21 protein-coding genes and 1 pseudogene are annotated in these 25,824 nt (G+C 68.6%); 10 read left to right on the top strand and 12 right to left on the bottom strand.

What is annotated here, in order from left to right; all coding sequences use genetic code 11:
• The first annotated feature begins 303 nt into the window (after window positions 1-303).
• Window positions 304-642 (top strand): hypothetical protein, encoded by a 339-nt coding sequence (locus tag Phou_RS29275; RefSeq protein WP_173061643.1) that lies wholly within the window; start codon window positions 304-306, stop codon window positions 640-642.
• Window positions 643-969: 327 nt separating this feature from the next.
• Here the strand turns inward: Phou_RS29275 and Phou_RS29270 are convergent, their stop codons facing one another.
• Complete coding sequence (locus Phou_RS29270) at window positions 970-3,147, bottom strand: DNA/RNA non-specific endonuclease (protein WP_173061640.1); 2,178 nt, start codon at window positions 3,145-3,147, stop codon at window positions 970-972.
• Between the two features lie 227 nt (window positions 3,148-3,374).
• On the opposite strand from Phou_RS29270, the gene Phou_RS29265 reads away from it, so the two are divergent.
• Genes Phou_RS29265 through Phou_RS29255 form a run of 3 tightly spaced genes read left to right on the top strand, consistent with a single transcriptional unit; the run spans window position 3,375 to window position 4,743 of the window.
• A complete protein-coding gene (locus tag Phou_RS29265) occupies window positions 3,375-4,232 on the top strand; it encodes a leishmanolysin-related zinc metalloendopeptidase (protein ID WP_173061637.1) in 858 nt (285 codons plus the stop codon).
• A gap of 9 nt (window positions 4,233-4,241) precedes the next feature.
• A complete protein-coding gene (locus tag Phou_RS29260) occupies window positions 4,242-4,553 on the top strand; it encodes a hypothetical protein (RefSeq protein ID WP_218579250.1) in 312 nt (103 codons plus the stop codon).
• Window positions 4,554-4,578: 25 nt separating this feature from the next.
• Window positions 4,579-4,743 carry a hypothetical protein gene (locus tag Phou_RS29255; protein WP_173061634.1) on the top strand — a complete coding sequence of 55 codons (165 nt, stop codon included), beginning with the start codon at window positions 4,579-4,581 and terminating at the stop codon, window positions 4,741-4,743.
• Between the two features lie 933 nt (window positions 4,744-5,676).
• Here Phou_RS29255 and mug read toward each other — a convergent pair.
• The 3 genes from mug to Phou_RS29240 form a co-directional block, all read right to left on the bottom strand.
• Window positions 5,677-6,516, bottom strand: coding sequence for a G/U mismatch-specific DNA glycosylase (gene mug, locus Phou_RS29250; protein WP_246273940.1), 840 nt, complete (start codon window positions 6,514-6,516; stop codon window positions 5,677-5,679).
• Window positions 6,517-6,945: 429 nt separating this feature from the next.
• Complete coding sequence (locus Phou_RS29245) at window positions 6,946-7,896, bottom strand: cellulose binding domain-containing protein (RefSeq protein WP_173061631.1); 951 nt, start codon at window positions 7,894-7,896, stop codon at window positions 6,946-6,948.
• A gap of 1,155 nt (window positions 7,897-9,051) precedes the next feature.
• Window positions 9,052-10,071 (bottom strand): fibronectin type III domain-containing protein, encoded by a 1,020-nt coding sequence (locus tag Phou_RS29240; protein ID WP_173061628.1) that lies wholly within the window; start codon window positions 10,069-10,071, stop codon window positions 9,052-9,054.
• Between the two features lie 873 nt (window positions 10,072-10,944).
• Between Phou_RS29240 and Phou_RS29235 the strand changes: the two genes are divergently transcribed.
• Complete coding sequence (locus Phou_RS29235; RefSeq protein WP_173061625.1) at window positions 10,945-11,529, top strand: dihydrofolate reductase family protein; 585 nt, start codon at window positions 10,945-10,947, stop codon at window positions 11,527-11,529.
• Window positions 11,530-11,676: 147 nt separating this feature from the next.
• Here Phou_RS29235 and Phou_RS29230 read toward each other — a convergent pair whose 3' ends face one another.
• A complete protein-coding gene (locus Phou_RS29230; protein WP_173061622.1) occupies window positions 11,677-12,042 on the bottom strand; it encodes a MerR family transcriptional regulator in 366 nt (121 codons plus the stop codon).
• Window positions 12,043-12,158: 116 nt separating this feature from the next.
• On the opposite strand from Phou_RS29230, the gene Phou_RS29225 reads away from it, so the two are divergent.
• The 3 genes and pseudogenes from Phou_RS29225 to Phou_RS53165 all read left to right on the top strand — a co-directional run bounded on the left by Phou_RS29225 (window position 12,159) and on the right by Phou_RS53165 (window position 14,697).
• Window positions 12,159-13,472 carry an alpha/beta fold hydrolase gene (locus Phou_RS29225; protein WP_173061619.1) on the top strand — a complete coding sequence of 438 codons (1,314 nt, stop codon included), beginning with the start codon at window positions 12,159-12,161 and terminating at the stop codon, window positions 13,470-13,472.
• 25 nt (window positions 13,473-13,497) lie between these two features.
• On the top strand, window positions 13,498-14,007 hold the full coding sequence (locus tag Phou_RS51360) for an aldo/keto reductase (RefSeq protein WP_246273939.1): 510 nt from the start codon (window positions 13,498-13,500) through the stop codon (window positions 14,005-14,007).
• Between the two features lie 10 nt (window positions 14,008-14,017).
• A pseudogene (locus tag Phou_RS53165) lies at window positions 14,018-14,697 on the top strand (helix-turn-helix transcriptional regulator).
• Between the two features lie 108 nt (window positions 14,698-14,805).
• On the opposite strand, the gene Phou_RS29210 reads toward Phou_RS53165, so the two are convergent.
• Window positions 14,806-15,639, bottom strand: coding sequence for an NAD-dependent epimerase/dehydratase family protein (locus Phou_RS29210; protein WP_173061616.1), 834 nt, complete (start codon window positions 15,637-15,639; stop codon window positions 14,806-14,808).
• 144 nt (window positions 15,640-15,783) lie between these two features.
• Here Phou_RS29210 and Phou_RS29205 point away from each other — a divergent pair, with 144 nt between their 5' ends.
• Window positions 15,784-16,653, top strand: a complete 870-nt coding sequence (locus Phou_RS29205; protein WP_218579248.1) for a LysR family transcriptional regulator — start codon at window positions 15,784-15,786, stop codon at window positions 16,651-16,653.
• Window positions 16,654-16,673: 20 nt separating this feature from the next.
• Here the strand turns inward: Phou_RS29205 and Phou_RS29200 are convergent, their stop codons facing one another.
• The 5 genes from Phou_RS29200 to Phou_RS29180 all read right to left on the bottom strand — a co-directional run bounded on the left by Phou_RS29200 (window position 16,674) and on the right by Phou_RS29180 (window position 20,578).
• Window positions 16,674-17,570, bottom strand: coding sequence for an SDR family oxidoreductase (locus tag Phou_RS29200; protein WP_173061613.1), 897 nt, complete (start codon window positions 17,568-17,570; stop codon window positions 16,674-16,676).
• Between the two features lie 91 nt (window positions 17,571-17,661).
• Entirely contained in the window at window positions 17,662-18,723 is a 1,062-nt protein-coding gene (locus tag Phou_RS29195; protein WP_173061610.1) for an LLM class flavin-dependent oxidoreductase, read from the bottom strand.
• Window positions 18,724-18,727: 4 nt separating this feature from the next.
• The gene (locus tag Phou_RS29190; protein ID WP_173061607.1) at window positions 18,728-19,075 is read right to left on the bottom strand and encodes a DoxX family protein; all 348 of its coding nucleotides are present in this window, start codon (window positions 19,073-19,075) and stop codon (window positions 18,728-18,730) included.
• A gap of 76 nt (window positions 19,076-19,151) precedes the next feature.
• On the bottom strand, window positions 19,152-19,799 hold the full coding sequence (locus Phou_RS29185; RefSeq protein ID WP_173061604.1) for a MarR family winged helix-turn-helix transcriptional regulator: 648 nt from the start codon (window positions 19,797-19,799) through the stop codon (window positions 19,152-19,154).
• A 407-nt stretch (window positions 19,800-20,206) separates the two neighbouring features.
• Window positions 20,207-20,578, bottom strand: a complete 372-nt coding sequence (locus Phou_RS29180; protein WP_173061601.1) for a hypothetical protein — start codon at window positions 20,576-20,578, stop codon at window positions 20,207-20,209.
• 493 nt (window positions 20,579-21,071) lie between these two features.
• Between Phou_RS29180 and Phou_RS29175 the strand changes: the two genes are divergently transcribed.
• Entirely contained in the window at window positions 21,072-22,097 is a 1,026-nt protein-coding gene (locus Phou_RS29175) for a fibronectin type III domain-containing protein (RefSeq protein WP_173061598.1), read from the top strand.
• Between the two features lie 69 nt (window positions 22,098-22,166).
• On the opposite strand, the gene Phou_RS29170 is transcribed toward Phou_RS29175, so the two are convergent.
• The gene (locus Phou_RS29170) at window positions 22,167-25,583 is read right to left on the bottom strand and encodes a DEAD/DEAH box helicase (protein ID WP_218579247.1); all 3,417 of its coding nucleotides are present in this window, start codon (window positions 25,581-25,583) and stop codon (window positions 22,167-22,169) included.
• Window positions 25,584-25,824: the final 241 nt, after the last annotated feature.

Here is a 25,824-nt window from a genome sequence, read left to right as displayed (position 1 = left end):
CTTCCTGGGCGTCGGCGTGCTGCGCGACGCGGGTGCCAGCACCGACACCTACACCGGCAAGACCGGTGCGCTCGGTGCCGGGCACGTCTTCGGCGTGGGCATCCTCTCCGACGACGGCGGCGACGACAACTACACCGCCGTCCGCAACAGCCAGGGCTTCGCCCTCGTCGGCGGCCTCGGGCTGCTGCGCGACGAGGCGGGCAACGACGACTACGGCTTCTACATGCCAGCGCCGATCAACCCGGCGGCGCCCAACCAGACCGAGGGCGCAGGCGGGGTACGCGACGACGAGGGTGAGGGCCTGTGCGACCGGATCCCCGGTTCACCCAGGGGACCGCGAATGTACTGCCCGGCACCATCGGAGTGTTCGTCGACGACGCCGGTGACGACAGCTACCACGGCGCGTTCGCCGGTCAGTTCTCCGGTCCGTTCCAGAACCCCAGCACCCGGGCTGGCAGCCTCGGCTTCGGCAACAACCAGGGCCTGGGTGTGTTCCTCGACGGCGCCGGAACCGACAGTTACCAGGTGGACGGCGAGCCGGTGGTGCCCGGTGTCCCGCACCGGGGCAACGCCACCACGGTCAATCCGGGCAACGACTCCACCGGCGCCGGTGTCGGCGCTGGCATCTTCATCGACCAGTAGTCCTTCCTGTGGCGGTGGCTTGGCGGGCTCACCCGCCGAGCCTCCGCCGCATACAGGCGGTGGCGCGGTGTGGGCTGCAGCATCCGTGCGGGCCGGGGGTCAGACGGCGCTGGTGTGCACGGCCGCCGGGCCGCGGGCGGGGTCGCGGGTCTTGCTGCCGTTCACTTTTCGTGGCCGCCGACAGATCGGCGGTGCTCGACGATCCGGTCACCCTCGGCAACCATTACGTGGCGGTCTCGCAAGCGCCGCCGTTCGACGGGCTGGTCACGATCGACGACCCGGAGGCCATAAATCACCGTTTCCTGAGCCGCCACACCCGGTCGGGCCTCACGATGCGACGAGGTCGAGGGCGGCGCTGGCCCGCACGGCCTCGCCGAGCTCGGTGCCGGACTGGTCGGCGTCGTGCATCGCCTTGGGGAAGCGCAGCGTGCCCAGCTTCGCCTCGAGCTCGCGGATGGCGATCATGTGTTGCCGCCAGGGCGCGTCGACCGCGAACTCCAAAGGTACGTCCGCGAGGTCCTGCTCGAGGACGAAAGCGAAGGCTTGCAGCCGGTCGCCGTCCGCGGCGAGGACCACCTTCCAGTACTCGGAGGGGATCTGGACCTGGACGTCGCCGGTGTCGTCGACGCCGGTGAAGACGCGGTCGCCAGCGGCCAGGACCGGACCGGCCATGATGGAGAGTCGATCCTTGCCGGCCTGGCGTTGGACGACATCTTCCAGTGCTCCCCAGTTGACGGCGCCGTCGGAACGGTTGAACCCGGCGACCTGCGGCGAGCAGTTCGTCGTGTGGAAGCTGTCGCCGTTGGCGGTGCGGACCTGATCGTAGGTGGTCCCCCAGGCGACGTCCTCCCGGCGGACCAGGTGGCCGCGGTCGAACGCGCCCTGGTCGCGGGCGAAGAACCGGTCGGGCAGCTGGTGGATCTGCGGGATGCGGGGGTCGGTAAACCAGCGTTCGGTGTCGTTTCCGCCGAGCCCGCCCAGGCCCTTGCGGGTGTAGTCTCGGCCGGGCTCGGGCCGCTTGCGCTGCGGGCTGGCGTCGAGGTTGCACGCGGTGAAGATGGCCAGCCGCCGGCTCTTGTGCATCGCCAGCGAGAAGTGGTGGTACGCGATAACGTGGTCGCCGTCGTCCAGCCGGGCGAGAGTCTTGGGCTTGGTCGGCTTGGGCAGCGGCACCGCGACGCCGAGGAAGTCGGGGTCGTAGCCGCGCCGGCTGGAGTAGTCGAGGTCGTGCGTGGGCTCGACCGCCCGTTCCAGGGCCCCGTCCACCACGGCTCCGGCCGCCACGGCGCCAGGCGGCGGCGCCACAGGCGCGGCCGTGCCGATCCGCACGCTGATCTCCAGCGGAACGGTGATGACGGTCGTGCTGGCGGCACCGTCTGGCTGGAGGGTGACGCGGTCTCGCGACGGCGCCGCCGTCGTGGTCGTGGTCGCCACCTCGCGCGGGTCGGCGATGTCCCACCAGTCGGCCCAGACCTCCGGCTCGGGCCGCGGGACAGCGGCGAAGACGACGCCGGCGTCAACGACCCGGGCGTCACGGCTCAGCTCGCGGGCCGGCACGGCGTAGTTGGTGACGAGGTAGTGCCCGGCGAAGTGGACCGCCGCCACGTGCCCGGTGGCCACGTCGATCACCGCGGAGCCGGAGTTGCCGCCCAGCGTGGAGCTGTCGTGCAGTGCGGCTGTGACGCTCTTGCCGAAGCTGGCGATCAGGCCGGACCCGGTGAGCTTGCCCGGCTGGAGCCGTTTGACATTGTACACGCCGCCGAAGACGGTGTGCTGCACCTCCGCGTCGTTTCGCGGGTCGAAGGCCGGGTAGCCGATGACAGCGACGTCGCGACCGGCCAGCTCCTCGGGGCTGCGCAGCGAGAGCGGGATCGGCGCCTGCATCGCGGTGAGGCCGTCGACGCGCAGCAGCGCCATGTCCCAGTAGGGATGGATCATCACGACCTGGCGCACGGCGAGGAACAGCGAGCCGTCGCGCCCCCGCTCGCGCCGGAAGTCGACGCCGGCCGAGAGGCCCGGCCGGAACGACAGCCCGGCGGCGCCCAGGCCGGCCGCGAAGATCTCCGCGACGTGGCGGTTGGTCATGAGCAGGCCGGGACCGACGACGAAGCCGGTGCCGCCGTACGGCAGCGTTGGGTGCCCGGGCAGCTCGATCCGGCCGATCGACGTGATCACTCGGCGCAGCACCGCGCGGATGGCCTGGCCGGCGAAATGGCTCCACAGTGGATGGTCGACGGCGAAGTCGCCGTCGACGATGTCGATGGCCGGGCGCTGGTCCGGGAGGACGATGGCCTCGAGCGTGAACCGCTCGGCCGGGGTCAGCTCGCGGCCGACGGCGAGTTTTTCCACGGCGGTGCGGGCCTGTCGCACCTGTGCCCTGGGTGCCGTCGGCACGGCCGGCACAGACTCGTGGTCGGGCTGCTCCTCCAGCATCTGCCCCAAAGTCGGCTGCGGGACGATCTGCTCCAGATAGCGTCTCAGTCTCTCGTCCGGTGTGGTTGGCATCGTGCACCCACCTCCTCACCCGGGTCCTGTCGCGCCTGCCCTCAGGCCGGACGCGGCAGCGACCGCTAACCGTAGTGTCGCCCATTCGCCCCGCTAATCGCGGAGATTTCCGGCCGGCTCACGCGGACGATCGACGGCGTCGCCGGACGGTCGAAATGCGATGTATTCGTGCGCGGCGGCTTCCTAACGTGCTCTGATTCACGAAGGCCGGTAAGCAGGAGGACACCATGGCCAAATTCGAGATCTATCAGGCGCGCGCGGACGAGATTCGCGCCAAATCACTCGCCGAGACCGACTCCCCTTTCACCATCGAAGTCCGATTTCTCGGCGGGCTCAACGAGCGGGAGCGCCAGGCGTTCGCCGCAGCCGCTGACCGGTGGACACAGGTGATCGTCGGTGACCTGCCACCCGTGTCGTTCGCTGGAGAGATCATCGACGACGTCGTCATCCTGGCACAGGGCGCCGATATCGACGGCCCGGGAAAGGTCCTCGGCCAGGCCGGGCCCACCCACCTGCGGCCGGCCGGCGCGGGCGCCGCCGCATTCCTGCCGGCGCGGGGGATCATGTCCTTTGATACCGCCGACCTGGCGAAGATGGCCGCCGAAGATACGCTCAACGACGTGATCACCCACGAAATGGGACACGTACTGGGTATCGGGACGCTATGGGGACACAAGCGCCTTATCAAGGGTGCCGGCACCGATAACCCGAGATTCGCCGGAAAGGCCGCGATCAAGGAGTATCTCGCGCTCACCGGAAGCGGGAAACGATCGCAGGTGCCGGTGGAGAATACCGGTGGCCCGGGCACTCGGGAAGGCCATTGGCGAGAAAGCGTGTTCCACAACGAGCTGATGTCCGGGTTCATCGCCGAAAAGGGCAACCCCTTGAGCCGGCTCAGCGTGGCAAGCCTTGCCGACCTCGGCTACACCGTCGACCTGGAAGCCGCCGAGGAGTACCAGCTGCCCAACCTGTTCGCGCTCGCCGAGGCGGGTTCGCTCGTCGCGCACACCGCACCCACCGACACCGGCGTGGTGCTGCCGGTCATCCCGTTCACGTTGCCGTCGGACAGCCTCCGAAACTCCTAGGCTGCGTGCGTGGGCGACGATACGGAAGCTGACGAGCCGGGCCGGGTGCTGCGGCCGGAGGCGATGGTCCTGCCCGACGAGGCGCTGATCCCGCCGACGCGCGTCATCCAGCCACCGCCCAACCGCTTCACCCACCGCCTTGCCGTCGACGAGATGTACCGCTTCGCCGGGTCGTCGCCGGGCGACGACCCGGACGGCGTGCTCGCCGCGGGCACGCCCGTCGTACTGCTCGTCGACGGCAAGGAGTTGTGCCGGGTCGTCGACCCGCAGGGCCGCTACGTCGAGGTGCGCGCCGCCAGCCTGCGACCGCTGGATCGGTGACGTCTCAGGTCGTCCGGCGGACGGCGTGCTCGACATCGATGGTTCGAGCGTTCGCGCGCCGCGCGATGAAACGCTGCTGTGGCGGCGGGATGATCCGGTCAGCGGCCGCTGGCCGGCGTACAACAGCTCCGCATCGGCCCTCGGCACGCCGTCGGCGAACGAGGTGAGAAAGACGCTCCGCCTCAGGTAGAGGCCGACGTCGCCGGGCGGCCCGCCCGGGTAGGGCACGAAGTCGAACACTGTCGACGGGTCGACCGCGGGCGCCGAGTCGGGTCCGGCCAGCGTGAACGCCGTCACGTTGGGGTTGCCGGTGGCGGCGTTGGTGATGACCGCACCGCTGTAGGAATGTCCAACCAGGACGATCGGGCCGGTGAGGGTGGCCAGGAAGCTGGCGACCGTGGCGCAGTCCGTGGACAGGGCGCGCAGCGGGTTGGGGCGGCAACCGCACGGGGTAGCCGTCGCGTACCAGCCGCTCGGTGACCGCGTTCCACGACGAGCCGTCGGCCCACGCGCCGTGCACGAGCACGATGGTGGGCTTTGGCTTGCCGCCGTGGCCGCCGCCGACGGCAGCACCGATACGCGATCCTGGCGGTACGGCAGGCCACCCCCGCGGAGGTCAAGCAATGGATGGAGGGAACGCGATGACGGTGCACCGGCATCCGACGGAGATGAGCCGTGAGGAACTGCTGGCGTACTTCGATGGTGGTGGAGACATTTCGGAGCTGCTGCGCGATGCGGCTGTCGGTCCGGACCTCGGGCCAGCGCCGAGCCCGGAGAGCGTGCCGATGATCGTGACTGGTGTACGACTGTCCGCGGCCGCTGTACGGCGGTTGGGACGAACTCGCGGGGAACGACAAGTCGGGACGCTCCGGGTTGATCCGTCAGGCGATCGACGAGTTCCTGGCAAGGCCTACACCTGAGGCTGCCTGAACCGTGCTCCGCGACTTCCTTCCAGGAGACGCATGCTGCTTCGACGGCAGGTATCCCACCGCGGCCGTCGGCCGCCATGATTCGGTGATCTTGGCGACCGGATTTGCCGCTGAGAAGGGCTTCGTGAGTGGCCGACCGTAGTGGGAGCGTGTCGCGGAAATGTCATGCTTTGTGGTCCGGATGGCGGTCAAGGTCAGTGTCTGCGGTCAGGGAACGGACCGTCGCCAAGTAGGCCAGAGAGGTCCGGCAGCCCGACTGCGACCCGGAACCGGGCGAACTCGACCGCGAGCGCCGCTGGCGGGAAGTGCGCGTTGAGCCCACTCGGATTGGGCAAGGCCCACACACGGGCACCACCAACCGTTCCCGATTGCGGGCCGACCTGCGCCTGCCCAGCCCCGAACGCGAGTCGGTATCCGGTCACTCCCAGCATCGCGAGCCAGCCCGGCCGCAGAGCCCGTACCCTCTCGCTCAAATCCCGACCGCCCTCCACCAACTCCTGCCGCGTCAGCTGCGCGGCACGGGCGGTGGGCCTGCGCACAATGCTCGTGATCCCAAGCCCTAACGGCAGCAGCTCCCGCTCCTGCTCCGCGCGCAACAACCGCGGGGTGAACCCGGAGCGATACAACGCCGGCCACAACCGGTTGCCCGGGGTCGCGAAACTGTGCCCCAACGCCACTGACGCAAGCCCGGGGTTGATCCCGACGAACACCACCGCCAGCCCATCGGCGACGACATCGTTAAGTCCCTCGCCACTCAGGCCCACGCCGCCGACCTTATCCACACCGGTGCGCCACGAGCCAAACCCAGCCACCGGCGAGGACGCCTCCCGAACCGGAGCGTCCCAGCGCCCTTCTCCCACGGCCCAATCTGCGACCCAAACGACCAGGCATTTCAACGCGGCGAAAACTGGACAAACCTGTTCCCACGACGGATGTAACTCACCGTGGAACGGCATGGCCAGGCGCCTGAACGGTACCTGCGCTGCCCGACTTACCAAGCTGCGCTGCTGCCCACGCCGCACCACCGCCATCATCGCCGCGATCCTGATGCTCCAGCAGGCCGAAGACGATCGCCACCCACGATGATCGTGTTGTCCTGGTGGCTGAGGATGAGGCGCGGCTGACCGCGTGGATGTAGGCGCACCTGTGCTTGACCTGGGCGCAAGGTACGGAGCCGGCAGCCATCGAGGCCGAACTTGTCCGGCGTGTGCACCCGCCGCTCAACGTTCACGGCGTCGGCCCCGCGCACATCCAGCTGGCCGTGGTCACTGTCAAGAACTTGTACAACACCAGCAGCCGCGCAGCCGAGCCTCTACGAGCGCCGTACCGTTTGCCCGGTACGCGCACGGGCACTGATGCGCGCGTACGCCGCCGATGGTGCGCGGTCTGTTTGATCGGTTGTCTGGATCGGTGGCTGCTGATGGCGGCGTTGCCGGATCTTTCGCGGAGTATTCGGTGTGGGGTTAGTTGATGATGAACTGGGTCTGTGCGGCCGGCGAGAACAGATCGACCGCGTTGAAGGCGCGGACCGACAGCGTGTGGAAGCCCATCCCGGTCGGGGTGCGCAGCCGCGCGCTGGTGCCGCCGACCCGGGCGACGACCGAACCGTCCATGGACACCTCGTAGCCGGCGACCGGCGCCTCGGAGTAGGGAATCCGGGTCGAGGCCTGCCAGCTGAGCGTCAGTGCTTCCGCGGTGAGGCCGCTGACCTGCAGGCTGGACGGTGCCGAGGGTGCCGCGGTGGCGCTCCAGGAGGTGCCGAGGCCCACGAAGTCGAACGGCGAGACGTTGCCGGCCGCGTCGATCGCCCGGATGCCGAACTCGTACAGCTTCGGCGGGAGGGCGTTGGTGGTCGAGTAGACGTACGAGGTCTCGGCGACGGTCCGCAGCGTCGTGCCGCTCTCGAAGAGTTCGTAGCCGACCATCCCGCGGTCGTCGGTGGACGCGTCCCAGACGAGGGTCACGCCGGGGTTCCAGACGATGTGCATGTTGTCCGGCGCGGTGGGTGGTTGGAGGTCCGACCCGGCCGGCAGCCCGTCGCAGCGCTCGCCGTTGACCGTGCAGTCGATCGGATCGCCGGTCCCGGAGGCGACGAATCCGAATGAGACCGCGCCGCCCGCAGGCAGGGTGCTGTTCCAGGGGTAGTTGCGGAAGGTGTAGCAGTCGCCGATCTGGGTGAGCTGGATGTTCCACCCGTTGAGGATGCGGGTCCCGGACGGCAGGCAGAACCGCACCACCCAACCGTTCATCGGGCTATCGGTGTGGTTGTGGACGGTGAACTCCCCGACGTATCCGCCGGACCACTGCGAGGACTTGGTGAAGTGGCCCGCGGACGCCTGGGCGGGAGCAGCGATGATGAGGATGGTTGCGGCGCCGAGGATGCCGGCCACCGCGGTACGGAGCAGGAATCGCATATAGATGACTTTATATTGTTCGATCAGTGTGCGGTTAGCCGCGCAGTCGACGCTGTTTATTTACCCACAGTTGTGGTTGGTCGTCCTGGGGTGCGAACGTGATCAAGGCGACGCGATCAGGCGAGGCGACGGCTGAGGCCACGATCCTTCACGCTGCGGTCCATGGTTGGTACAAGGCCATATCCAGGGCGAGGGCGCTTGCCCTGGGTGTGATTTCATGGGCCCCCTGCCGAACGGTGCCGGGTCGACGTCCGCTTGATGAAGGATCTTCCAAACGGTGCGGGCCGCGACCTGGTAGCCCAGAGCCGCGAGTTCGCCGTCACTGGGCGGTGCCCCGAGGTTGGGTTCTCGGTTGCCAGAGGCTGCACCAGGTCCCGGATTTCCTTGTCCACGGGTGGCCGGCCGGCTCGGGGCGTGCGGGAACGTCCAATGCGGGCGATGAGCTGCCGATGCCAGCGCAGCAACGTGGCCGGGGTGACGAAGAACGCCGGCCAGCGTGTGCGAGGCAGCAGCCGTGACACCGCCGCCAACACCACCGGATCTTCGGGCCGCAGATCCGGACGGGTCACCTGCCGGGGGCGCAGATGTCGAGGCGGAGTACTTCGGTGGGATCGGCTCGCAGTTCGCGGCGGTATGGCGAGGCGGCACTGTGGTTCTGGATCCACTAGTACTGAGCGAGGACGAAGCACGGCAGAGAAGGTGTCATTGAGTCCAAAGTCCTGGCCGGCTCCGGGCTCGTCACCAATCTCGCAGGCGCTTCGCCTTTTGGGCGCGTCCGCCGACGGACACTACGACGAGTTCGACGCGATCAGCCTCGGCCGGCACCGCCATGTTGAGGACTGGCTCCCGGCTCACTCGTCGTCAGAGGTGTACGCGGAGCACGCTGACAGCAGTGTTGCCGTTACCGCACCCCAATACGGATCAAGGCTCCGGATGTCTGCCGCCGATCGGTCGTCGCTGCTTGGTTGCAGCCGCCGCACTACGGCTGTAGATCAACCTGAACAGTTCGTGACCGCCCTCTCATGCTGACCAAGGACGAAACCCGGGACGCGGCCTTCCCCGGACAAGTCGCTGCGCCGGTGTCGCCAAGGCCAGCATAGGGACGGCGATCGTCGCGCCGACGGCGTTATCAGTACGCATCGACGGCTTTCATGCTCAGACCTGCCAGACGGTGCAGGGCTCCCCACCGATCGCGAAGTCGCCGGGTAGCGTGGGGTCGCCGTTCTGGCTGACGAAGGACCAGAACATCGCCTCGGTACCGGACTGGAGGCTGCTGCCGGGTTCCGAGGACAGGACGGCGTCGGCGTCGTCGCGCGCCAGCCGGGGCGAGGTGAGCGTGTGCGCGACAGGCATCCGGAAGGTGACCGCCCACCGGTCCAGCGCCGCCGCCGTGGTGTTGTACACCTGAACGGTCAGCTTGTAATGGTTGCCGTCCGGTTCCAGGGTGATCGAGCATTGGGGCAAGTGGGTGTACGGCGCGGTGGTGAACAACAGCGGCTCCGACCGCGGGGATCGGTTGCCGCTCGAGTCGATGGCGCTCACCGCCACGGTGTACGACGTCGCCGCGGTGAGTCCGCTGAGGTGCATGAGCGTGCCGGGTGAGGTGGCGACCCGCGTCCAGACCCCGTCTCGGAGTACTTCGCCGACGTAGGACGCGACCCGCGCGTTGTCCGTCGCCGGAAGGAAGGTCACGGACACGCCGAATATGCCCAACCGTTGCATCGTCGGGGATCCCGGCGCGGTCGGTGGCTCGAATTCCGGCGTGGGTGGGGTGACCACATGAGTGTAGGCGGATGGCACGCTGTCGGCGCGGCCCGAATCCGGTATGGCGTGTGCGATCAGCCGGAAATTGTGCGCGCTGTCCGGCGCGAGACCTGTCACCGTCGCTGACAGCGCCGTCGTGGTCAGGATCGGCACGAAGACGGAGGGGCTCGCCCGTTCCACCGTGTACGCGGCCACCGGGCCCGCGACGGCGGTCCAGGTGAGCGCGACGCTGGTCGGGCTCTGCACGACGGCGCTGGGGGTCTTGGGCGTGGGCAGCCGGTCGGTCATCGCGGCCCAGGCAGCGTCCGGCGTCGCGGCCACCATCGACAGTCCGATCAGGACGATGATGGCGGCCGCCCTGGTACGACGCGTCGCGCGGGCATACATCTCCGAGGCGCCGAAGCGGGTCATGTGCGGATCGTACCGATCGGCGGGAGGGCTTGAATATAGGCGTTCTTCTATCTGGAACGGATCCACGTCTTCACGGGTGCCACCCGGGAAGCAGTGACCTGTGGCAACGTCGCATCGCCTCCGCGGCAGGCGTTGCTCAAAACCCGGGAGGCCACCGGCGGCGAGAGCTGCGTGCAGTTCGCCGGCAACCCGGACGCGGACAGCGAGGATGTACCTCACCGTGATGCTCAGCGCGGACCGGTTGACGTCACCCGATCCACGACTCGATCTGATCGTTGACTTCGTCGGCAACGCCGTACACGACGTACAGCGACTCATAAACCGACATCCGGCGGATACGAAAATTCGATGCACGGTAGGCGGTCCGTCGCTCATTCGGTGCAACCAGTTGAGCGATGCCCGGCCGAAGGCGGGCGCGTACGGCTGCAGCAGGTCGTGCAGGCCGCCGGCATGCTCATCCGCCGACAGGGCGCGCCACGGACCATGTCGTCAGGGGTCAGTGGCCGCTCAGGGACAAGGTCTTCGGCGGCGGCAATCGCGGTGAGCTGCACCGGCGGCAGCCATGGCGGCCGCGCGCAGCCCACTTGCTGACCGGGCCGCCGCTGCTCGACGACGCCTTCACCGAGACGCGCGCGACTTAGGTCTCCACCGCGCGCCCGTCATCGCCGCGAACTCGATCTCCGGACCAGCGGCACCCGCGGTGTGAGCACACCGAGGCGAAGCGCCTGATCTCCCACGCGATCAAGCCTAGCCGGACGCTGGCGTCTTTGGTCCGGCAGATTCTTGGCGTTGTGTCGAGTTCGTCGGTGGTCGTTCGTTTGGGAAGTGACGGGCTCGCGATCGGAGCGGGCTGCGCAGACCGAGGAGCATTCCATGCGTTCGATCACGGTGACGATGAGTGTCACGCTCGACGGTGTCGTGCAGAGCCCGGGCCGGGCTGACGAGGACACTCGCGGGGGATTCATCCACGGCGGCTGGGGCCAGGGGTACTGGGACGATGTGATGGCCCGGGAGATGGCCATGGGTATGAGCGCGCCGGGTGACATGCTGCTGGGCCGCCGCACCTGGCAGGACTTCGTCACGGCTTGGGGACGCGCGAGTGATGGCAACCCGTTCAGCACGCACATGAACGCGGCGACCAAGTATGTCGTCTCCAGGAGTCTGGTGAACGTCGATGCGTGGCAGAACTCGGTGCTGTTGCGTGGCGACGCGGTCGAGACGGTGACCGAGCTCAAGGTCGAGTCGGACAGGGATCTGTCGATCATCGGGAGTGCATCGCTGGTGCGCACCTTGCACGCCGCCGGGCTGGTCGACCAGTACACGCTGGTGATCCACCCGATGACCTTGGGCATCGGCAACCGGCTGTTCGAAGGCCCGGCGCCGCGGACCGAGTTTGAGCTCACCCGTAGCGTTACGACCACCACCGGCGTGATCATCGCCCGCTACGCCCGCAAGTGAGGGCGCCGTACCTGCTTCTGCGGTCGCCCACCGACGTCCGCAAGATAAGTAGCCGGGATCCGGAAAAGGCGAAGGCCTAGTCAACAAGCGCGGTCTTCCCGCTTGATCGGTACGTACCATACTTCGTTGTCTGCCCAGAGAGGCGTCTCATGCAGCGAGCTCTTGCGCTTCCACCGCTCGACAGTAGTCGAGTTGTTGTTGTGCCAGGTCTCGAACTCGCTTCAGTGATGCGATCCGCTCGTCGATGAGGTCGATCTTGGCTTGCAGGCTCTCTTGTGCTCGCGCGTGATCAAGCACGCCGGCGGTCATCTCCTGGGAGAAGGCGAGGATGTCGCGCAGGGAGAAGCCTATCGATTTCCCGGACGCGATGAGGTCGGCTGTCTCGATGTCCTTCTCGGTGTAGTACCGGTAGCCGTTGTCGGTACGGCTCCCCGAGTAGAAGCCGACCTTCTCGTAGAAGCGGATCGTGTCGGTGCTGACGCCGACGCGTCGGGCGAATTCGCCGATCAACATGCCGCTGTGCCTTCGTGTCGATGCGAGCCGGGATGGTGTGAGGCGTGGATCACCCTGGACCTTGGAGCGTACTCCAAGGTTTACGTTCGAGCCGACCGACAATCAAGGAGGCTTCGATGGCTGTGACTCATCCTGAAGCGGGAACTGCGGTAGAGGGCCTGGACAGCTTCCACCACCGCTACGCCGAGGTGAACGGCACCCGCATCCACTACGTGATCGGTGGCGCCGGACCGGCGGTCGTGCTGGTGCACGGTTTCCCGTTCACGTGGGCGGTGTGGCGGGAGGTCATGCCGCTTCTGGCGGCGCAGGGTTACACCGTGCTGGCGCCTGACCTGCGCGGCATGGGCGACTCGGACCCGGCCGAGAGCGACACGTTCGCCAAGACCAACGTCGCCGAGGACATCCGTCAGATCGTGTTCGGCTTGGGGTTGGGCCCGATCAACCTCGTCGGCATGGACGTGGGAGGCATGGTCGTCTATGCGTACGCGTCACGGCATCCCGGGGAGGTTCGTCGGCTGGTGCTGTCCGAGACCCTGATCCCCGGCTTCGGCCTCGACGAGATGATGAACCCGTCGGTTGAGGGCGGTACCTACACGTTCGGGTTCAGTGGCCAGGTCGACCTCGCTACCTTCCTCACCCAGGGCAAGGAGACCGAATATCTCACGCCGTTCTACCGACTGACCTCGGTCCGGCTCGACGCCGAGCAGGTCGGGGCGAGCCGCTACCTGCCACACTTCACCGGCCCGAACGGTATCCGGGGCGGCTTCCAGCACTACGGCGCCATGATTGAGGACGGCAAGGCCAACCGGGCCGAGTTCACGACCCGGCTACCGATGCCGGTGCTGGTGCTCAACGGCGATCACGGCTACTACCGCAGCCAGCTGCTGGCCGGCGCCCGGCAGGTCGCCGAGCATATCGAGACTGACATCATCGCGCAGGCTTCCCATGCGTACGCGTTCGACAACCCGCAGGCCACCGCCGAGCGGTTCGGGCGGTTCTTCGCGGTGTCCGACACCGAGCGGCTGGTCATTGTCGACGAGATCCGGCAGTTCATGGCCGGCTACGCCTACTTCGCCGACCACAAGCAGTTCGACAAGCTCGCGCAGTTGTTCGCGCCGGAGGCGATCTTCACGATCTACGACCCGCAGGGGGCGCAGGTCCTGCAGATGACCGGGCCGAAGGAGATCGAGGACGTCATCACCACCAGTGTCGGCGACGCTACCGCGATCCACCACCTGTTCTCCTTCACCACCGAGGTCCACTCGCCGGTGTCGGCGTCCTCGATCATCAACATGGAGGACTGGATCGACGGCAGCAGCTTGAAAGTCCGCGGCTACGGCCACTATCACGGCGAGTTCGCCAAGGTCGACGGCGCCTGGCGGATCGAGAAGTTCGTCCAGACCCGGCTGCGCACGGAGATGCTCCAGTGACCGCGCTGGCACGTGCGGCATCGAGGTGTTCCCGCTCAACCTCGGCGGCATCACCTTTGGCTGGACCAGCGACGAGGACACCTCCCACGATGTGCTTGACGTCTACACCGAGGCCGGCGGGAACGTCGTGGACACCGCCGAAGCGTACTCGTTCTGGGTACTCGGCAACTCCGGCGGCGAGCCCGAGACCATCATCGGAAGCGGGCTGGCCGCCCGCCGTAATCGCGACCGTGCCGTGATCGCCACCAAGGGCGGCGGCCGGTGGCCGGCTTTACGGCCCCGACGGCTTCGGCGAGTTCCGCCGCAGTCCGACCGTATTGCGGCTCTACCGCTCCGTCCAGCGCCCCGGCGACGCCCAACGCCTCTGGGACGTCATGCACACACTGATCCGCCGGCCGCAATGAGCGAAGGCACGCTGGCATCGTGGATCGGGAACGTCTCGCGGCCTTCCTGCTCAGCCGACGCGCGGCCCTGCAACCGCCTGACGTCGGACTGCGCGCGGGCTGCGCCGCCGCACGGCTGGCCTGCGGCGTGAGGAGGTCGCCATGCTCAGCGACCTGTCGGTGGACTACTACACCCGCCTCGAACAGCCCCGCGGACCGTACCCGTCCGGGCAGGCGCTGACCGCGGTCGCCCGCGGCCTGCGGCTGACCCTCGACGAGCGCGACCACCTGTTCCGGCTCGGCGGCTGCGTGCCGCCCCGGCGCGGGCTGCTCAGCGACAATCACGTCAACCCCGGCATGATGCGCATTTTCGACGGCCTGAGCGACGCGGGCCGTGCCGGTGGCCAATGGCGTCGGGTCGGTGAAACCCTGCGACAGACCGGCCTGGCCCGCGCCCTGCTCGGCGACGACGGTACCCGTCACGGACTCGACCGCAGCCTGCACTACCGATGGTTCACCGATCCCGCCGAACAGGCTCTCTGCCCGCCCGAAGACCGGGACACTCAGAGCCGCATGATGGTGGCGCGCCTGGTGGCCGGCTACGCCAGAGACGGCGCCACTCCAGAGCCGGCGAGATCGTGACGGCGCTGCGGCAGCGCAGCGAAATCTTCCACAATCCTTGGCAGCAGCAGCCGGTCGCCCGTTCCTATTGCGTACCCCGGCGGTTGCTGCATTCGCAGATCGGTCTCCTGGATCTGCATTGCCAAGATCTCACGGATCCCGGACCGGGCCCATTCCTTAATCGTCTATACCGCCACTCCGGGCAGCGAGACCCACCATAACTCGAGCTGCTCGCGGTGATCCCGGCTCGCACCGCATGATGGCAACGCGAGATCGGCCGCCCATGCCGCCGGCCCCGATGGCGCGACTCGGGTCACGTCGCACGCCGATCAGCAGCCGGCGAGGACCGCCAGCGGATCACTGTGCAGGGGTTTCCAGCCGAGGTCGTTGTGCGCGCGGGCGGAGCTGAACCGCTGGTCGAGCGCGAACGCGTCGGCGATCGGGCCCATTTGCTCGCCGGCCTGTTCCAGGGTGATCGAGGTCGTGGATCCGGCGCCGAGCACTTCGGCGACCTCGCGCGCGGTCGGCCCGACGCCACCCACACCGAGGTAGACGGTGCCGGCTCGAGCGTCCAACGCAGCCGCGTACAGGGTGGCGATGTCATCCACGTGGACCAGCGCCCAGTTGTTGGTTCCGTCGCCGATGTACGGCACGGCGCCCGTCTCGCGTCCGGGCTGGGTGAAGAAGTAGTCGATGAGGCGGTTCTCGCCCCCGTAGACCAGGCCGGGCTGGACGATCACCGCGTGCTGTCCGCGTTCGAGGACCGCGTCCTCGACCTGCTTGCGCCAGGCGACGATCGGCGGCGGGTTCCACGGCGCGGTCTCGTCGACGATCCCGTTGGTGTCGCCGTAGACCCAGGTGCCGCCGGTGTGCACATACACGCCCGAGCCGACCCCGTCCATCATCGCCAGGGCGGCAGCGAGGTCTTCCTGAGCGGTGGATGCCTGGGCGAGGTGGATGACCGCGTCCGCCGCGGCTGCGGCGTGGCGTAGCACGCCAGGGTCGGTCAGCGCGCCGCTGACCGGTTCGGCGCCGTGCCGGCGGACAGCCTCGGCGGCGCTGCCGGTGCGGGCCAGCGCGTCAACCTGGTGTCCGCGAGCGATCAGCGCATCGATGGTGGCCCGGCCGATGTACCCGGATCCGCCGGTGAGAAAGACCTTCACGTGGTGCTCCTTCATTCGGATTCGCACCACCAGCGTGACGGCGAGGCCGGGCGAGCGTCCAAGACCTGTTCCGGCATCTGTGATACCCCTGGGGCATCAGCGAAGTGAAGGCGGCTCAGCCCGATCGGGTAGGCGCAGGGCGTTTTGCCCGCGCCCCGACCAGGTCATACCCTGAGCTGTATCGACGTTGACCTGCGCAAGCTGCGCTACTTCGAGGCGGTCGCTCGGCACCTGCATTTCGGGCGTGCCGCCGCCGAGCTGCACATCGCCCAGCCGGTGCTGTCCCGGCAGATCCGGGCGTTGGAGAGCGAGCTGCACGTCCAGCTGTTCCGCCGCGACCGCCGCGCCACCGAGCTGACCGATGCCGGCCGTCAGCTGCTTACCGACGCCGTTCCCCTGCTCGCCTCGGCCACCGCATTGCAGCGCCGGGTCGCGCAGGCGGCGCGCGGCGAGGCCCGGCTGGTGGTGGCGTTCATGCCGGGCCTGATCGTCACCGACGCGATCCGGCGGCTGCGCCGCAACCATCCCCACCTCACCGTCGAGGTGTTGCGCACCACCTGGGACGATCAGGTTGCGGTGTTGCACGACGGCCGCGCCGACATCAGCTACCTGCGGCTGCCCGCGCCGACCAAGGGGCTGGCAGTGCGGCATCTGTTCACTGAGCCCCGCGTGGTGGTCCTGTCGGTCGACCATCCACTGGCCGGCAAGGAACGGGTGTCGGTCCGGGATCTGGCCGGGGAAACGTTGCTGCAGCACCCGGACGCGGTCCCGGAGTGGCGGGATGTCGCCACCGTTGCGGCGGTGGCCACGCCGACCTCGGTGGTCGAGGAGAAGCTGGAGAACGTCGCCTCCGGCCTTGGCATCGCCGTGCTGCCGCTGTCGACGGCCCGGTTCTACATCCGCCCCGACGTGGTCCACGTGCCGGTGACCGACATCTCGCAGAGCCGGGTGGTGGTGGCGTGGCTGCGCGAGCGCCGTGAACCGTTGCTGGCGGAGTTCGCCGCTCTCGCCTGACCCGCGTCAGCGGACGGGGATCACTGCTGGAGCTTGTCGGCGAAGTCGTTGGTGCTCATGTCCACCAGGACACCGACGCCGTCGGCGGGATGCTCGTGCACCAGGGCAGGAACCTCCCGGGCGAGTTCCTGCGGCGTCCATCCTCCCAGCCGGCGCAGGATGTGGTTCTCGAACGGGTCGCTCCAACCGGCGATCCGGTCGCCGGCGCTGGAGAAGATCTGCCCGGTCACCTCCGTCGACAGATCGGACAGCAGGTAGAGCACCAGCGGCGCGATGTCGTCCGCGTCGCCTCGGATGCGGATGCCGTGGGTCTCGGTCATCCGGGTGTTCGCCGCCGGGGAGACGCAGTTGGCCCGGATGCCCGTGTCGGCCAGGTCCAGCGCGGCGGTCTTCGTGAGCGCGAGAACCCCCGCCTTGGCGGCACGGTAGTTGGCGAGGCGCGGGGTCGGCGACAGGTAGCCGGAGCCCATGGCGACCAGCGAACCGCCCGTGCCGTGCTTCGCCATCGCCCGGGCCGCCGTCTGCATCATCGCGAAGTGGCCCTTGAGGTGGGTGGCGACGACCTCGTCCCAATCCGGTTCCGACATGTCCAGGAAGCTGCTCGGCCGCAGGATCCCGGCGGAGCAGACCAGCCCGTCGACGCGTCCCCACCGCGAGACCGCGGCGTCGATGATGCGGTGCGCGCCCGCCATCGACGCCACGGATTCGCCGATGGCGATCGCCTCACCGCCCTGCGCCCGGATGGTCTCGGCGACCTGCTCGGCGACCGCGGACGACGGCGCGCCGCCGTTGACCGCCACCCCGTGGTCGGCGACCACGACGTTCGCGCCCTCGGCCGCGGCGGCGACGGCCACCGCCCGGCCGATGCCGCGCCCCGCGCCGGTGACCACCACGGTTTTGCCGTTCAACAATCCCATTTCTGTTCCTTTCGAGCAGACTCACCTGATCATGTGCCGAGGTGCTGCCTCGGCGATGTTTCGACGGTCGGGCGCGATCGGGCGTCTCGGATCACGACGGCCGGGCGGGCCTGTGGTGCAGGATCTCGAGGACCCGTGGAATGACCTCACGGCCGAACAGTTCGATGGTGCGCATGCGGAGACGGTGCGGCACTCGGCCGGGTGCGTAGGCGAGATCGAAGCGCTGGACGCCGAGCAGGTCGATGGTGTGGGCGATGCGCACGGCCGCCGTCTCGGGTGATCCGACGTACATCGAGCCCGTCGCGATCTCGGCGGCGTACTGCTCGCGGGTGGGCACCCGCCACCCGCGCACCTGGTGCTCGCCGGCGATCGCCTCCCGCCAGTACGGCCACTGCACATCGGCCGCTTCCTGATCGGTGGAGGCGATCAGCCCGGCAGAGTGGATACCGACGGGCAGAACCGGGGTACCCGCCTGCTGCAGTGCGCGGTGATACAGATCGACCATCGGAGCGAACCGTTGCGGTGGCCCGCCGATCGCGGCGAGCATCAGCGGCAGTGCGTGGCGCGCCGCCCGGACCACCGAGGAGGGGCTTCCGCCGACCGCCACCCACGTCGGGAGGTGACCGGGCGGAAGCGGTGGGTTGAGGATTTGTTGCTGTAACGGCGGCCGGACCGTGCCCGACCAGGTCACTGGGCGTTGCCGCAGCAGCCGGGTGAACAGTTCCAGCTTCTGGTCGAACAGCGACTCGTAGTCGGCCAGGTCGTAGCCGAACAGCGGGAACGATTCGGTCGCCGACCCGCGGCCGACGATGAGGTGGGCGCGGCCGTTCGATACGGCGTCCAGGGTCGAGTACTCGTGGAACACCCGCACCGGGTCGCGGGTGCTCAAGACCGTAACCGCGGTGCCCAGGCGGATGCGGCTGGTCCGGCCGGCGATCGCCGCGAGGATGACCGAGGCGGCGGTATCCATCAGGTCGGGCCGGTAATGCTCGGCGATGTTGAACGAGTCGAAGCCCACCTGTTCGGCGAGCACCGCCTCGTCGATCACGTCGCGGATGACCTGGTCACCGGCGACCAGACCGCCGTGCTCGTCGTCGGTGAGATACGCCGGCGTGTCCAGCCCGAACTCGATGACGGCCGCCGTCCCAGTCATCGGATCACCGGCTCAGCAGGCGCAGCACGAGAACGACGACCGCGACAGCGAACATCAGCAGGGCCGGATTGAAGAAAGGATCACGCACCCGCAGATGCGACCCCACGGCGCCGAGGAAGTACAGCACCACTCCGATCCCGGCAGCCACGCCAAGCGGCCACCAGAACAGCCCGACGATCAAACCGGCTGCGCCCGCGATCTCGGCCAGGGCCAGCAACCACATCCTGCCCACCGGGAACCCGACATGCTTCATGATCTCCACCTGCCGTTGCTGGCGGGCCAGCTTGCCGGCCCCGGAGGCCAGCAGCATCGCGGCGAACAGCGCCGACACCACGGCGGCGGTGACGAACATCAGTGCACCTGTCCGGGTGTCGCGGTGGTGCGTGACCATGGCCAAAATATTTTGTAGTCCATAGATAGATTGTGTATCACAAACTATCCATGCACCGGCAACATTCATGAGGAAGAGCACAGGCCTTCGAGGCGGCGAGGATCAAGCCGTACGAAGACGAGCCGATCACCGCGGGGTGATCGGCTCGTGAAGGGGGCGGTCTTGGCCGACGGGTTCGGCGCGGCCGGCATCTTGGCGGGCCGCGCTGCCGGTCAGTCCTCCGGGGGAACTCGCAGGCGGGCGACGTGGTGCCGACGGCGCGCCGCAGCAGGTCGAACAGCGTGGCCCGCTCCTCGGCGGTCAGGGCCACGAGCAGCCGGTCCTCGACGTCGACCGCCCGTTCGTCGGCCAAAGCGACCTCCTGCGCCCCGGCCGGTGACAGCTCGACGATGTGCCGGCGCCGGTCCGCGGGATCGCGCCGGCGGACCACCAGATCGCGTTCCTCAAGCTCGTTGAGCAGCCCGACCACGTTGCTGGGATCGAGGCTCAGCGCCTCGGCAAGACCCTGTTGACCCTGCGGTCCACGCTCGGCGAGCAACCGCAACGCGATCAGGTGCCGAGGACGCAGACCGCCAGGGTCCATGTCGTTGAGGTAGGCCCGCTTACCGACCCGGGTGAGATGCTCCAGCAGCGGCAGGACACCCTGACGCACGGAGATCACACCTTCAGGCGTTCGGTCGGCCATCCGCCAAGCGTAGCGGGACCACCCCAGGCGGACTCGGCCGCGATCGTCACCGCGACGGTGCGATCCGGGTCTCCGCCCGGCGCTTGAGCGCGTCGTTGACAGCCTCGAAGCCCGAGCGGCTCTTGACGACCAGGTGAAAGACGGTTGGAGTGAGCAAGCCGGAGACCCGCTCGCCTTGGACGAGCCAGCTGCGCTGCAGTCTGAATGGCTTTGGCAGCGGCTGTAGGTGGACTCCTCTCATGCCGCATAGCGTGCGTTGCCGGCGTCAGCATGCAGCGCCTGCGGTGGCGTCCTCGCCGCCTGGTCGAGATCGTCTCCCATCGGTTCGGCCAAAGGTCACCGTGTCGCCTGAGCACAGTGGGCCAGCGGCCCGCGATCGGTGCGTGATTGGTCGGCGCTACGTCGTGTCATGTGGGCGCGGTGCCGGCCTGGGTGGCCTCGCGGTAGGCGCTGGTGAGCACGTGCAGGAGGTCGTTGGTCACGTGTCGGATTTTCGCGCCGTTTCTGACCGGTTCACCGAGCGCTGCTTCCACGGCTGCCAGGCTTTTGGGCGCGCGGCGCGCGAAGACGCTCGGCCACAGTTGAAGGTAGGCGGCCTTGGGCTCCTGGTAGATAGTGGCCAGCCCGGCGTCCTCGGTGGGCAACCGGGGCAGGAGCGTGGTGATCGCGTTCTTGCCGCGATAGGTCTTCAGTACGACCATCCCCGCGGCGTCGAGTTGCTCCGCCCAGTCTGTCAGTCGTCGCAGGAGCGGCTGCTGGTCAGCGGGCGCCTGATCCATCGCCGCCCGGAACTTCCCGGAGCCGGGATACAACGCGTTGGCCTGCCGCGCGATCGCTTCAGCTTCGGACAGTTGTAGCAGCCGCCACCACGAACACCGCCGCGTTCCAGTGCGTCGGCAGGTAGCTTCCGGTCGGATTCAACTCGGGGCCGGACTGCTGGCCGACCCGGGCCAGTTCCGGCTGCACTCCGCGACGCACCGGCACGTCACCGTGAGGCGTCGAACGGCTGGAACCGGACGGCGTCACGAGGCGCCCGGAGGGGACGGCGGCGACCGCAGGTAGCGCCGCTCGCGGATTCTCTTCGCCCGCTTGGCCGGAGACCGCATGGCTGGGATCACCCCCTCCGGTCGTGCCCGTCCGTGCGACGATCGCGCTAACCGCCCATATATGCCTATCAATGGCTGGGATGTCGCTTGTGGACCCTGGTGCGCCACCGAGCACGGCCTCAAGCGCCGTCGTTATATTGGTAGGCATCGAATTGAGGGATGGCGCATGACCGTCAGGATCCTGGCCCGCAGGCCGCTCGCCGCTGTTGTCACCGCTCTGCTGACCGTGCTCGTGATGCTGCCCCTGTCCGGCCGACCGGCCCGCGCGGACACTCCACTGTCGACCCCGGGCATCCCCGTCGCCAGCACCGTCACGACGACCAGCGCCGCCCTGTCCTGGACGCCGTCGTCCGGCCCGGTCGCCACCTACACGCTCGAGGTAACCCCGATCTTCGCCTCCATCGCGGAGCGGCTCATCACCACGACGACGCCCTACCACACCCACACAGGGCTCAACCCGGACACGGCCTACCAGTACCGGGTGTGGGCCAACCCCGTGCCCGGCTCCGGCTACTCCATGAGCAGTCCATCCGGGTACCTGACCATCCGGACCCAGCCGCTACCCGACAGCGAGCCACCGACCGCACCCGGCGGCGTCTACGTGAACAGCGTCGGGACGATCTCCGCCACCGTCGTGGTGCTCAACGGGTCGACGGACAACCGTCGCGTGGCGGGATACGTGGTCCAGCGCCAGGTCGACGGCGAGTGGATCGACGCCGCCACGAACGGCATCAACACGGTCTACATGCGCGACCTGACCCCGGACACCAGCTACACGATCGCGGTGATCGCCTTCGACGCGAACGGCAACCGGTCGCCGCGATCGGCACCGCTGACATTCGCCACCGCCAAGACCGAGCCGTACCCCACGTGCAAGGTCCAGATCAGCTCCTGGGGTCAGTACGTCAACGTCTCCGTGACCATCCGGAACTTCACCCTCGACACCGTGCTGAACGACTGGCGGCTCACCTTCACCCTGGCGACCGACTACACCGTGGACACGGCGTTCAGCATGACCGTCAACCGCAGCGGAGACCAGGCGACCGGTAGCCCGGTCTCATGGAACACCCGAGTCCTCCCTGGCTCGGGCACGACTGTCGGCTTCAACGCCTTCCGCCCGAGCGACCTCCCGCTACCGAGCGGATTCGCCGTCAGCGGCCCCAGCCTGAGCCCCGTCCCCTGCACGAGCTGACCCCGTTCCCTGGTCCGCGCGTGGGACCCGGTCAAGGCGAGCGGACGCCGGCGATACAGGTCGGGCCGGTCACTGCGGATGGACGGGTGTGGTGTACGGCAGGTTGGCCGCCAAGACATTGAAGTGGCGTTGACCTGCCCACGCCCGCCTGTCACCGATGACGTACAGGCGACGTTTGGCGCGGCTGACGGCGACGTTGAGGAGGTTGGGCTTGCTCGCCGCCCACTCGCGGCCGCGCGGACGCTGGGGATCGCCTCCCAGGACGAGGATGACGACGTCGGCCTGTTTGCCCTGTACGGTGTGGACGGTGCCGGCGACCAGCCCCGGATACCTCTCTGACCTGCCCCAGACCTCCCGGACGATCTCCCGGAACGGCGCGATCACCATCACCTTGGACATGTCGAACCGGAGGTCGGCGAGTGTGCCGAGGATGCGGTCGAGATGGCGGCCCTCGTCGGGGATCCAGTGGCCCTGGGCCACACCGCCGCTCACGTCGATCCATTTGGACGGCGGGAGGGTCGGGTAGGCCGCGTCGAACCGTTCGGCAGCGGCCCGGCCGGTACCGTCGATCATGAGGCCGTCGTAGGCGATGGCGTTGACGATGTCAAACATCGGCTGGTCACACCGGCGGTGGACGGTCAGCGGCACGCCCACCCAGGTGCTGCCGTCCTCATCGGACAACCAGGTACCGAGCGGCGTCTGGCGGTCGGCGAGGCGCTGGACCGATGTGCCGCTGGCCGACCATTGCTCGTCGACGCCGAAGTCGTTGCGGATCACCTGTTCGGCGGGGAACGGCAGGGTGGTGATCGGCTCGAGCTGCAACGGGTCACCCACGACGACGGCGCGCTTGGTCCGCCACAACGCGCCGACCGCGTTCTGCGGTGTCGCCTGCCCGGCTTCGTCGACGAGGAGCCAGCCGAGCGATTCCTTGCCGAGGTGGCCGAAGAGCCGGGCGTACGACGCGAACGTCGTCGAGACCACCGGTACCACGAAGAACAAGCTCCGCCACGCGGCGAGTGCGGCCTCTTCGGAAACATTCTCCGGCATCTCGCCGCTCACGAGGTCCATGGCCGCCTGGAGATTGCGGCGCATCTCCGTGGGCGTGTGCCGCAGGAACTCCTTGTGCAGCTTCAAAGCGGCGAGAAACAGCTCACTGCGGGCGAGGTTCCACTCCTCGTCGGTCCAGAGCGCGGCCGGTTCGCGGCGCTCGCGCTCCTTCCACCAGGTGGCGTCGGGATAGTGCGGGCCAAGGGCGGTCGCCGCGCGGTCGAGCCGGCCGTCGGTAGCGGCGATCTCCGCCTCGAGGTCGCGCAGCTCCTGCGCGGCGTCGGCCTGGGCGTGCTTGGCGGCGGTGGCCGCGCGCTCCGCCTGTGCCACCTCCCGCCGCGCCGCCAGCAAGGGCTCGTAGGGCGGCTGCGACACCGGCGCCGTCCGAGCGTGCGCGGCGGCGGCAACCTCATGCTGAGCGGCGCGCATCTCGTGCTGAGCGGCGCCCACCTGATTGGCCAGCCAGCTGTCCTGCCGCGCCCACCGGCTGGTCGCCGCACCGAGGGTTTTCAGTCGCTCCCACAGTCCTGGCCGGGACTGCTGGTGCTGGGCATGGGCCTGCCAGCGCCGGCTCACCTCGGCCTCCCACGACTGGACCATCCGCTCGGCGCTGGCCATCCGCTGCTCGGCGATCCGCTGGGCCTCAGCCTGACGCGCGTTCGCGACCTCGGCCGCCTCGGCCTGTCGCTCGCGCTCGACCCGAACGGCGGCCTGATGCCGCTCGTGTGTCCGATCGACCCGCTCACCGGCCGTGACCACGGCGCGCCGGAGGCCGGCGAGCTCGCCGTCCATCCGGGCCCGCCGCTCCACGGCCCGGTAAACCTCGGCCTTTGCGGCGCGCAGCCTCTCCACCCGCGCTTCGACCGCCCGAAACTCCGCGACCGCGGCCGACCACCGCCGTTCCGGGGCGCTCTGCTCGTACTCCCTGAGTACGGCGAGCAGCCCCCGCCACGTCCTCTGAACCTCCGGCGGATCGTCATGGCCCTCGTACCAGAACGCGTGCACGAACCGGCTGCGATTGGCCTTGTGGCCCAGCCGCGCCGCGACGAGTGCCCACGCCTGGACGCCCGTCGCCTGCCCGGCGGCCTGGGCGGACTCCCCCGCGGCCTGGGCTTCGGGCGCCGAGTCGGGCGGGTCCGGTGCCAGCAGCGCGGTGGCGATCTCGGGGAAGTAGTCGACCGCGGCGGCGCGCTCGCGCCACGAGTCGTCGATCGCGTCCGCGGCCGGGATCTCGTCGGTGACGTTCCGCACCGCGCCGTTGTTCGTCGACGCGACCACCATCTCAAACCCGGTGAGCTCGGGCTTCCACTCGGACACCTGCCGGGTGCGTTGCCCGACCGTCCAGTGCAGCACCTCGCGGGTGAACGCCTTCCTCGGATCCGACAGCGCCGCGAGGCGCTTGGCTCGCTCCACCACCAGCGCCGCGATGAGATCGCGCAGCATCGTGGTCTTTCCGGTGCCCGGCGGGCCGTTGACCGCCATGAGGCCGGCGCCGGTCATCGCCATCGCGGTACTCACGGCGACCTGCTGGTTCAGGGCGAGCGCGTGCGCGGGGTGGCTCAGCCAGCGGCCCGCCGGCACCCGGTCCGGGGCGGTGGCCGGCAGCACCGTGCCCGGCTGGGCGCGGACGTCGACCCGCGCGGCGGTGCGGATCTCGGCCTCCGGACGCAGATAGTCGCGCAGGGCGGCGCCGATGTCCCCCTTGGCCACCCGGCCGGCGACCCGGGCCAGGTCTCCCGTGATGAGGCTGTTGAGGAACTCGTGGCCGCCCCCGTCCTCCGCGGTACGCCGGGCGATGATCTGGCTCTTGATCCGGATCTCCGTGCAGGAGAGCGCCTCACTGACGCCCGCGGGGGCCGTGGCGGCGTCCAGGCACGCACGCAGGCGAGCATGATCCAGGACCCGCCGGTACACGGTCGGCGGCGATTTTTCGTCCACGGGCGGGACGATCTCCTCGATGACTTCGTCGGCCCACGCCTTGCTGAACCGCTCCTTGGCGTCCTCGAACCCGCGAAGCCAGTCTTGCGATCGCCGCCCCTGGCTCAACACCTGACCGGTGGCCCAGGCACAACTGGAGAGCACCTCCGAGTCCAGGAACGCTTTTCCATTTTCGTCGACCAGGAACATCGCCGCGGCGCTTTCTCCACGCGGCCTCTCGTCGAAGCTCTCCCCATCCGCCTCCAGGAAACGCGAAATGGTCTCGACAATCGCGTCGAGTCGGTAGATCCCGAGGTACACGACGTGCCGCCAGGTCAGGTTGGGCTTCAATCGCCGGCGGCGGAGCTCGTGGCCGGACTCCCAGGGCAGTGGCCTGCCGGGCTTGACCGGGACGACCAGCCGATCCGGGCTCGCTTTGTCGACGCCCGGTGGACTGAACATCTCCACCGTCCGCCAGAACTCGATGATCTCCGCCCGCTTCGCGTCCGCTTTCCGCGCCAACCCCGACTCCGATCGACAGACACCTTCGAACCCAATCACGGAAGACCCTAAAGCCTTTCGCATGATCATGAGAGTGGGAAATTGATGAGATGACACTGGTTCGTGAGCGCGTTTGCGGGATGTTCGCCCCCCGTCGCGTTCGACGGTCACCCGTTGTCCGTCCGGGGCGACTCCTCTGTAGACAGCCACACGCCCCGGGGGGTGCCCCTATGGGCTTCGTCAAGCGTCGGAACTAGCGTCT

It is taken from the genome of Phytohabitans houttuyneae, from assembly GCF_011764425.1.
Lineage (GTDB): Bacteria > Actinomycetota > Actinomycetes > Mycobacteriales > Micromonosporaceae > Phytohabitans > Phytohabitans houttuyneae.
Note: the sequence above shows the minus strand (reverse complement) of the source record. Positions and strands in the feature narration are given on the sequence as shown.

What these genes read in the sequence shown, in the direction of transcription:
- Phou_RS29175 (WP_173061598.1), top strand. Translation starts at nt 21,072, where the DNA reads ATGACCGTCAGGATCCTGGCCCGCAGGCCGCTCGCCGCTGTTGTCACC.
- Phou_RS29180 (WP_173061601.1), bottom strand. Translation starts at nt 20,578, where the DNA reads ATGGATCAGGCGCCCGCTGACCAGCAGCCGCTCCTGCGACGACTGACA.
- Phou_RS29270 (WP_173061640.1), bottom strand. Translation starts at nt 3,147, where the DNA reads ATGCCAACCACACCGGACGAGAGACTGAGACGCTATCTGGAGCAGATC.
- Phou_RS29225 (WP_173061619.1), top strand. Translation starts at nt 12,159, where the DNA reads ATGGCTGTGACTCATCCTGAAGCGGGAACTGCGGTAGAGGGCCTGGAC.
- Phou_RS29265 (WP_173061637.1), top strand. Translation starts at nt 3,375, where the DNA reads ATGGCCAAATTCGAGATCTATCAGGCGCGCGCGGACGAGATTCGCGCC.
- Phou_RS29200 (WP_173061613.1), bottom strand. Translation starts at nt 17,570, where the DNA reads ATGGGATTGTTGAACGGCAAAACCGTGGTGGTCACCGGCGCGGGGCGC.
- Phou_RS29230 (WP_173061622.1), bottom strand. Translation starts at nt 12,042, where the DNA reads ATGTTGATCGGCGAATTCGCCCGACGCGTCGGCGTCAGCACCGACACG.
- Phou_RS29195 (WP_173061610.1), bottom strand. Translation starts at nt 18,723, where the DNA reads ATGACTGGGACGGCGGCCGTCATCGAGTTCGGGCTGGACACGCCGGCG.
- Phou_RS29190 (WP_173061607.1), bottom strand. Translation starts at nt 19,075, where the DNA reads ATGTTCGTCACCGCCGCCGTGGTGTCGGCGCTGTTCGCCGCGATGCTG.
- Phou_RS29245 (WP_173061631.1), bottom strand. Translation starts at nt 7,896, where the DNA reads ATGCGATTCCTGCTCCGTACCGCGGTGGCCGGCATCCTCGGCGCCGCA.
- Phou_RS29235 (WP_173061625.1), top strand. Translation starts at nt 10,945, where the DNA reads ATGCGTTCGATCACGGTGACGATGAGTGTCACGCTCGACGGTGTCGTG.
- Phou_RS29185 (WP_173061604.1), bottom strand. Translation starts at nt 19,799, where the DNA reads ATGGCCGACCGAACGCCTGAAGGTGTGATCTCCGTGCGTCAGGGTGTC.
- Phou_RS29240 (WP_173061628.1), bottom strand. Translation starts at nt 10,071, where the DNA reads ATGACCCGCTTCGGCGCCTCGGAGATGTATGCCCGCGCGACGCGTCGT.
- mug (WP_246273940.1), bottom strand. Translation starts at nt 6,516, where the DNA reads ATGATGGCGGTGGTGCGGCGTGGGCAGCAGCGCAGCTTGGTAAGTCGG.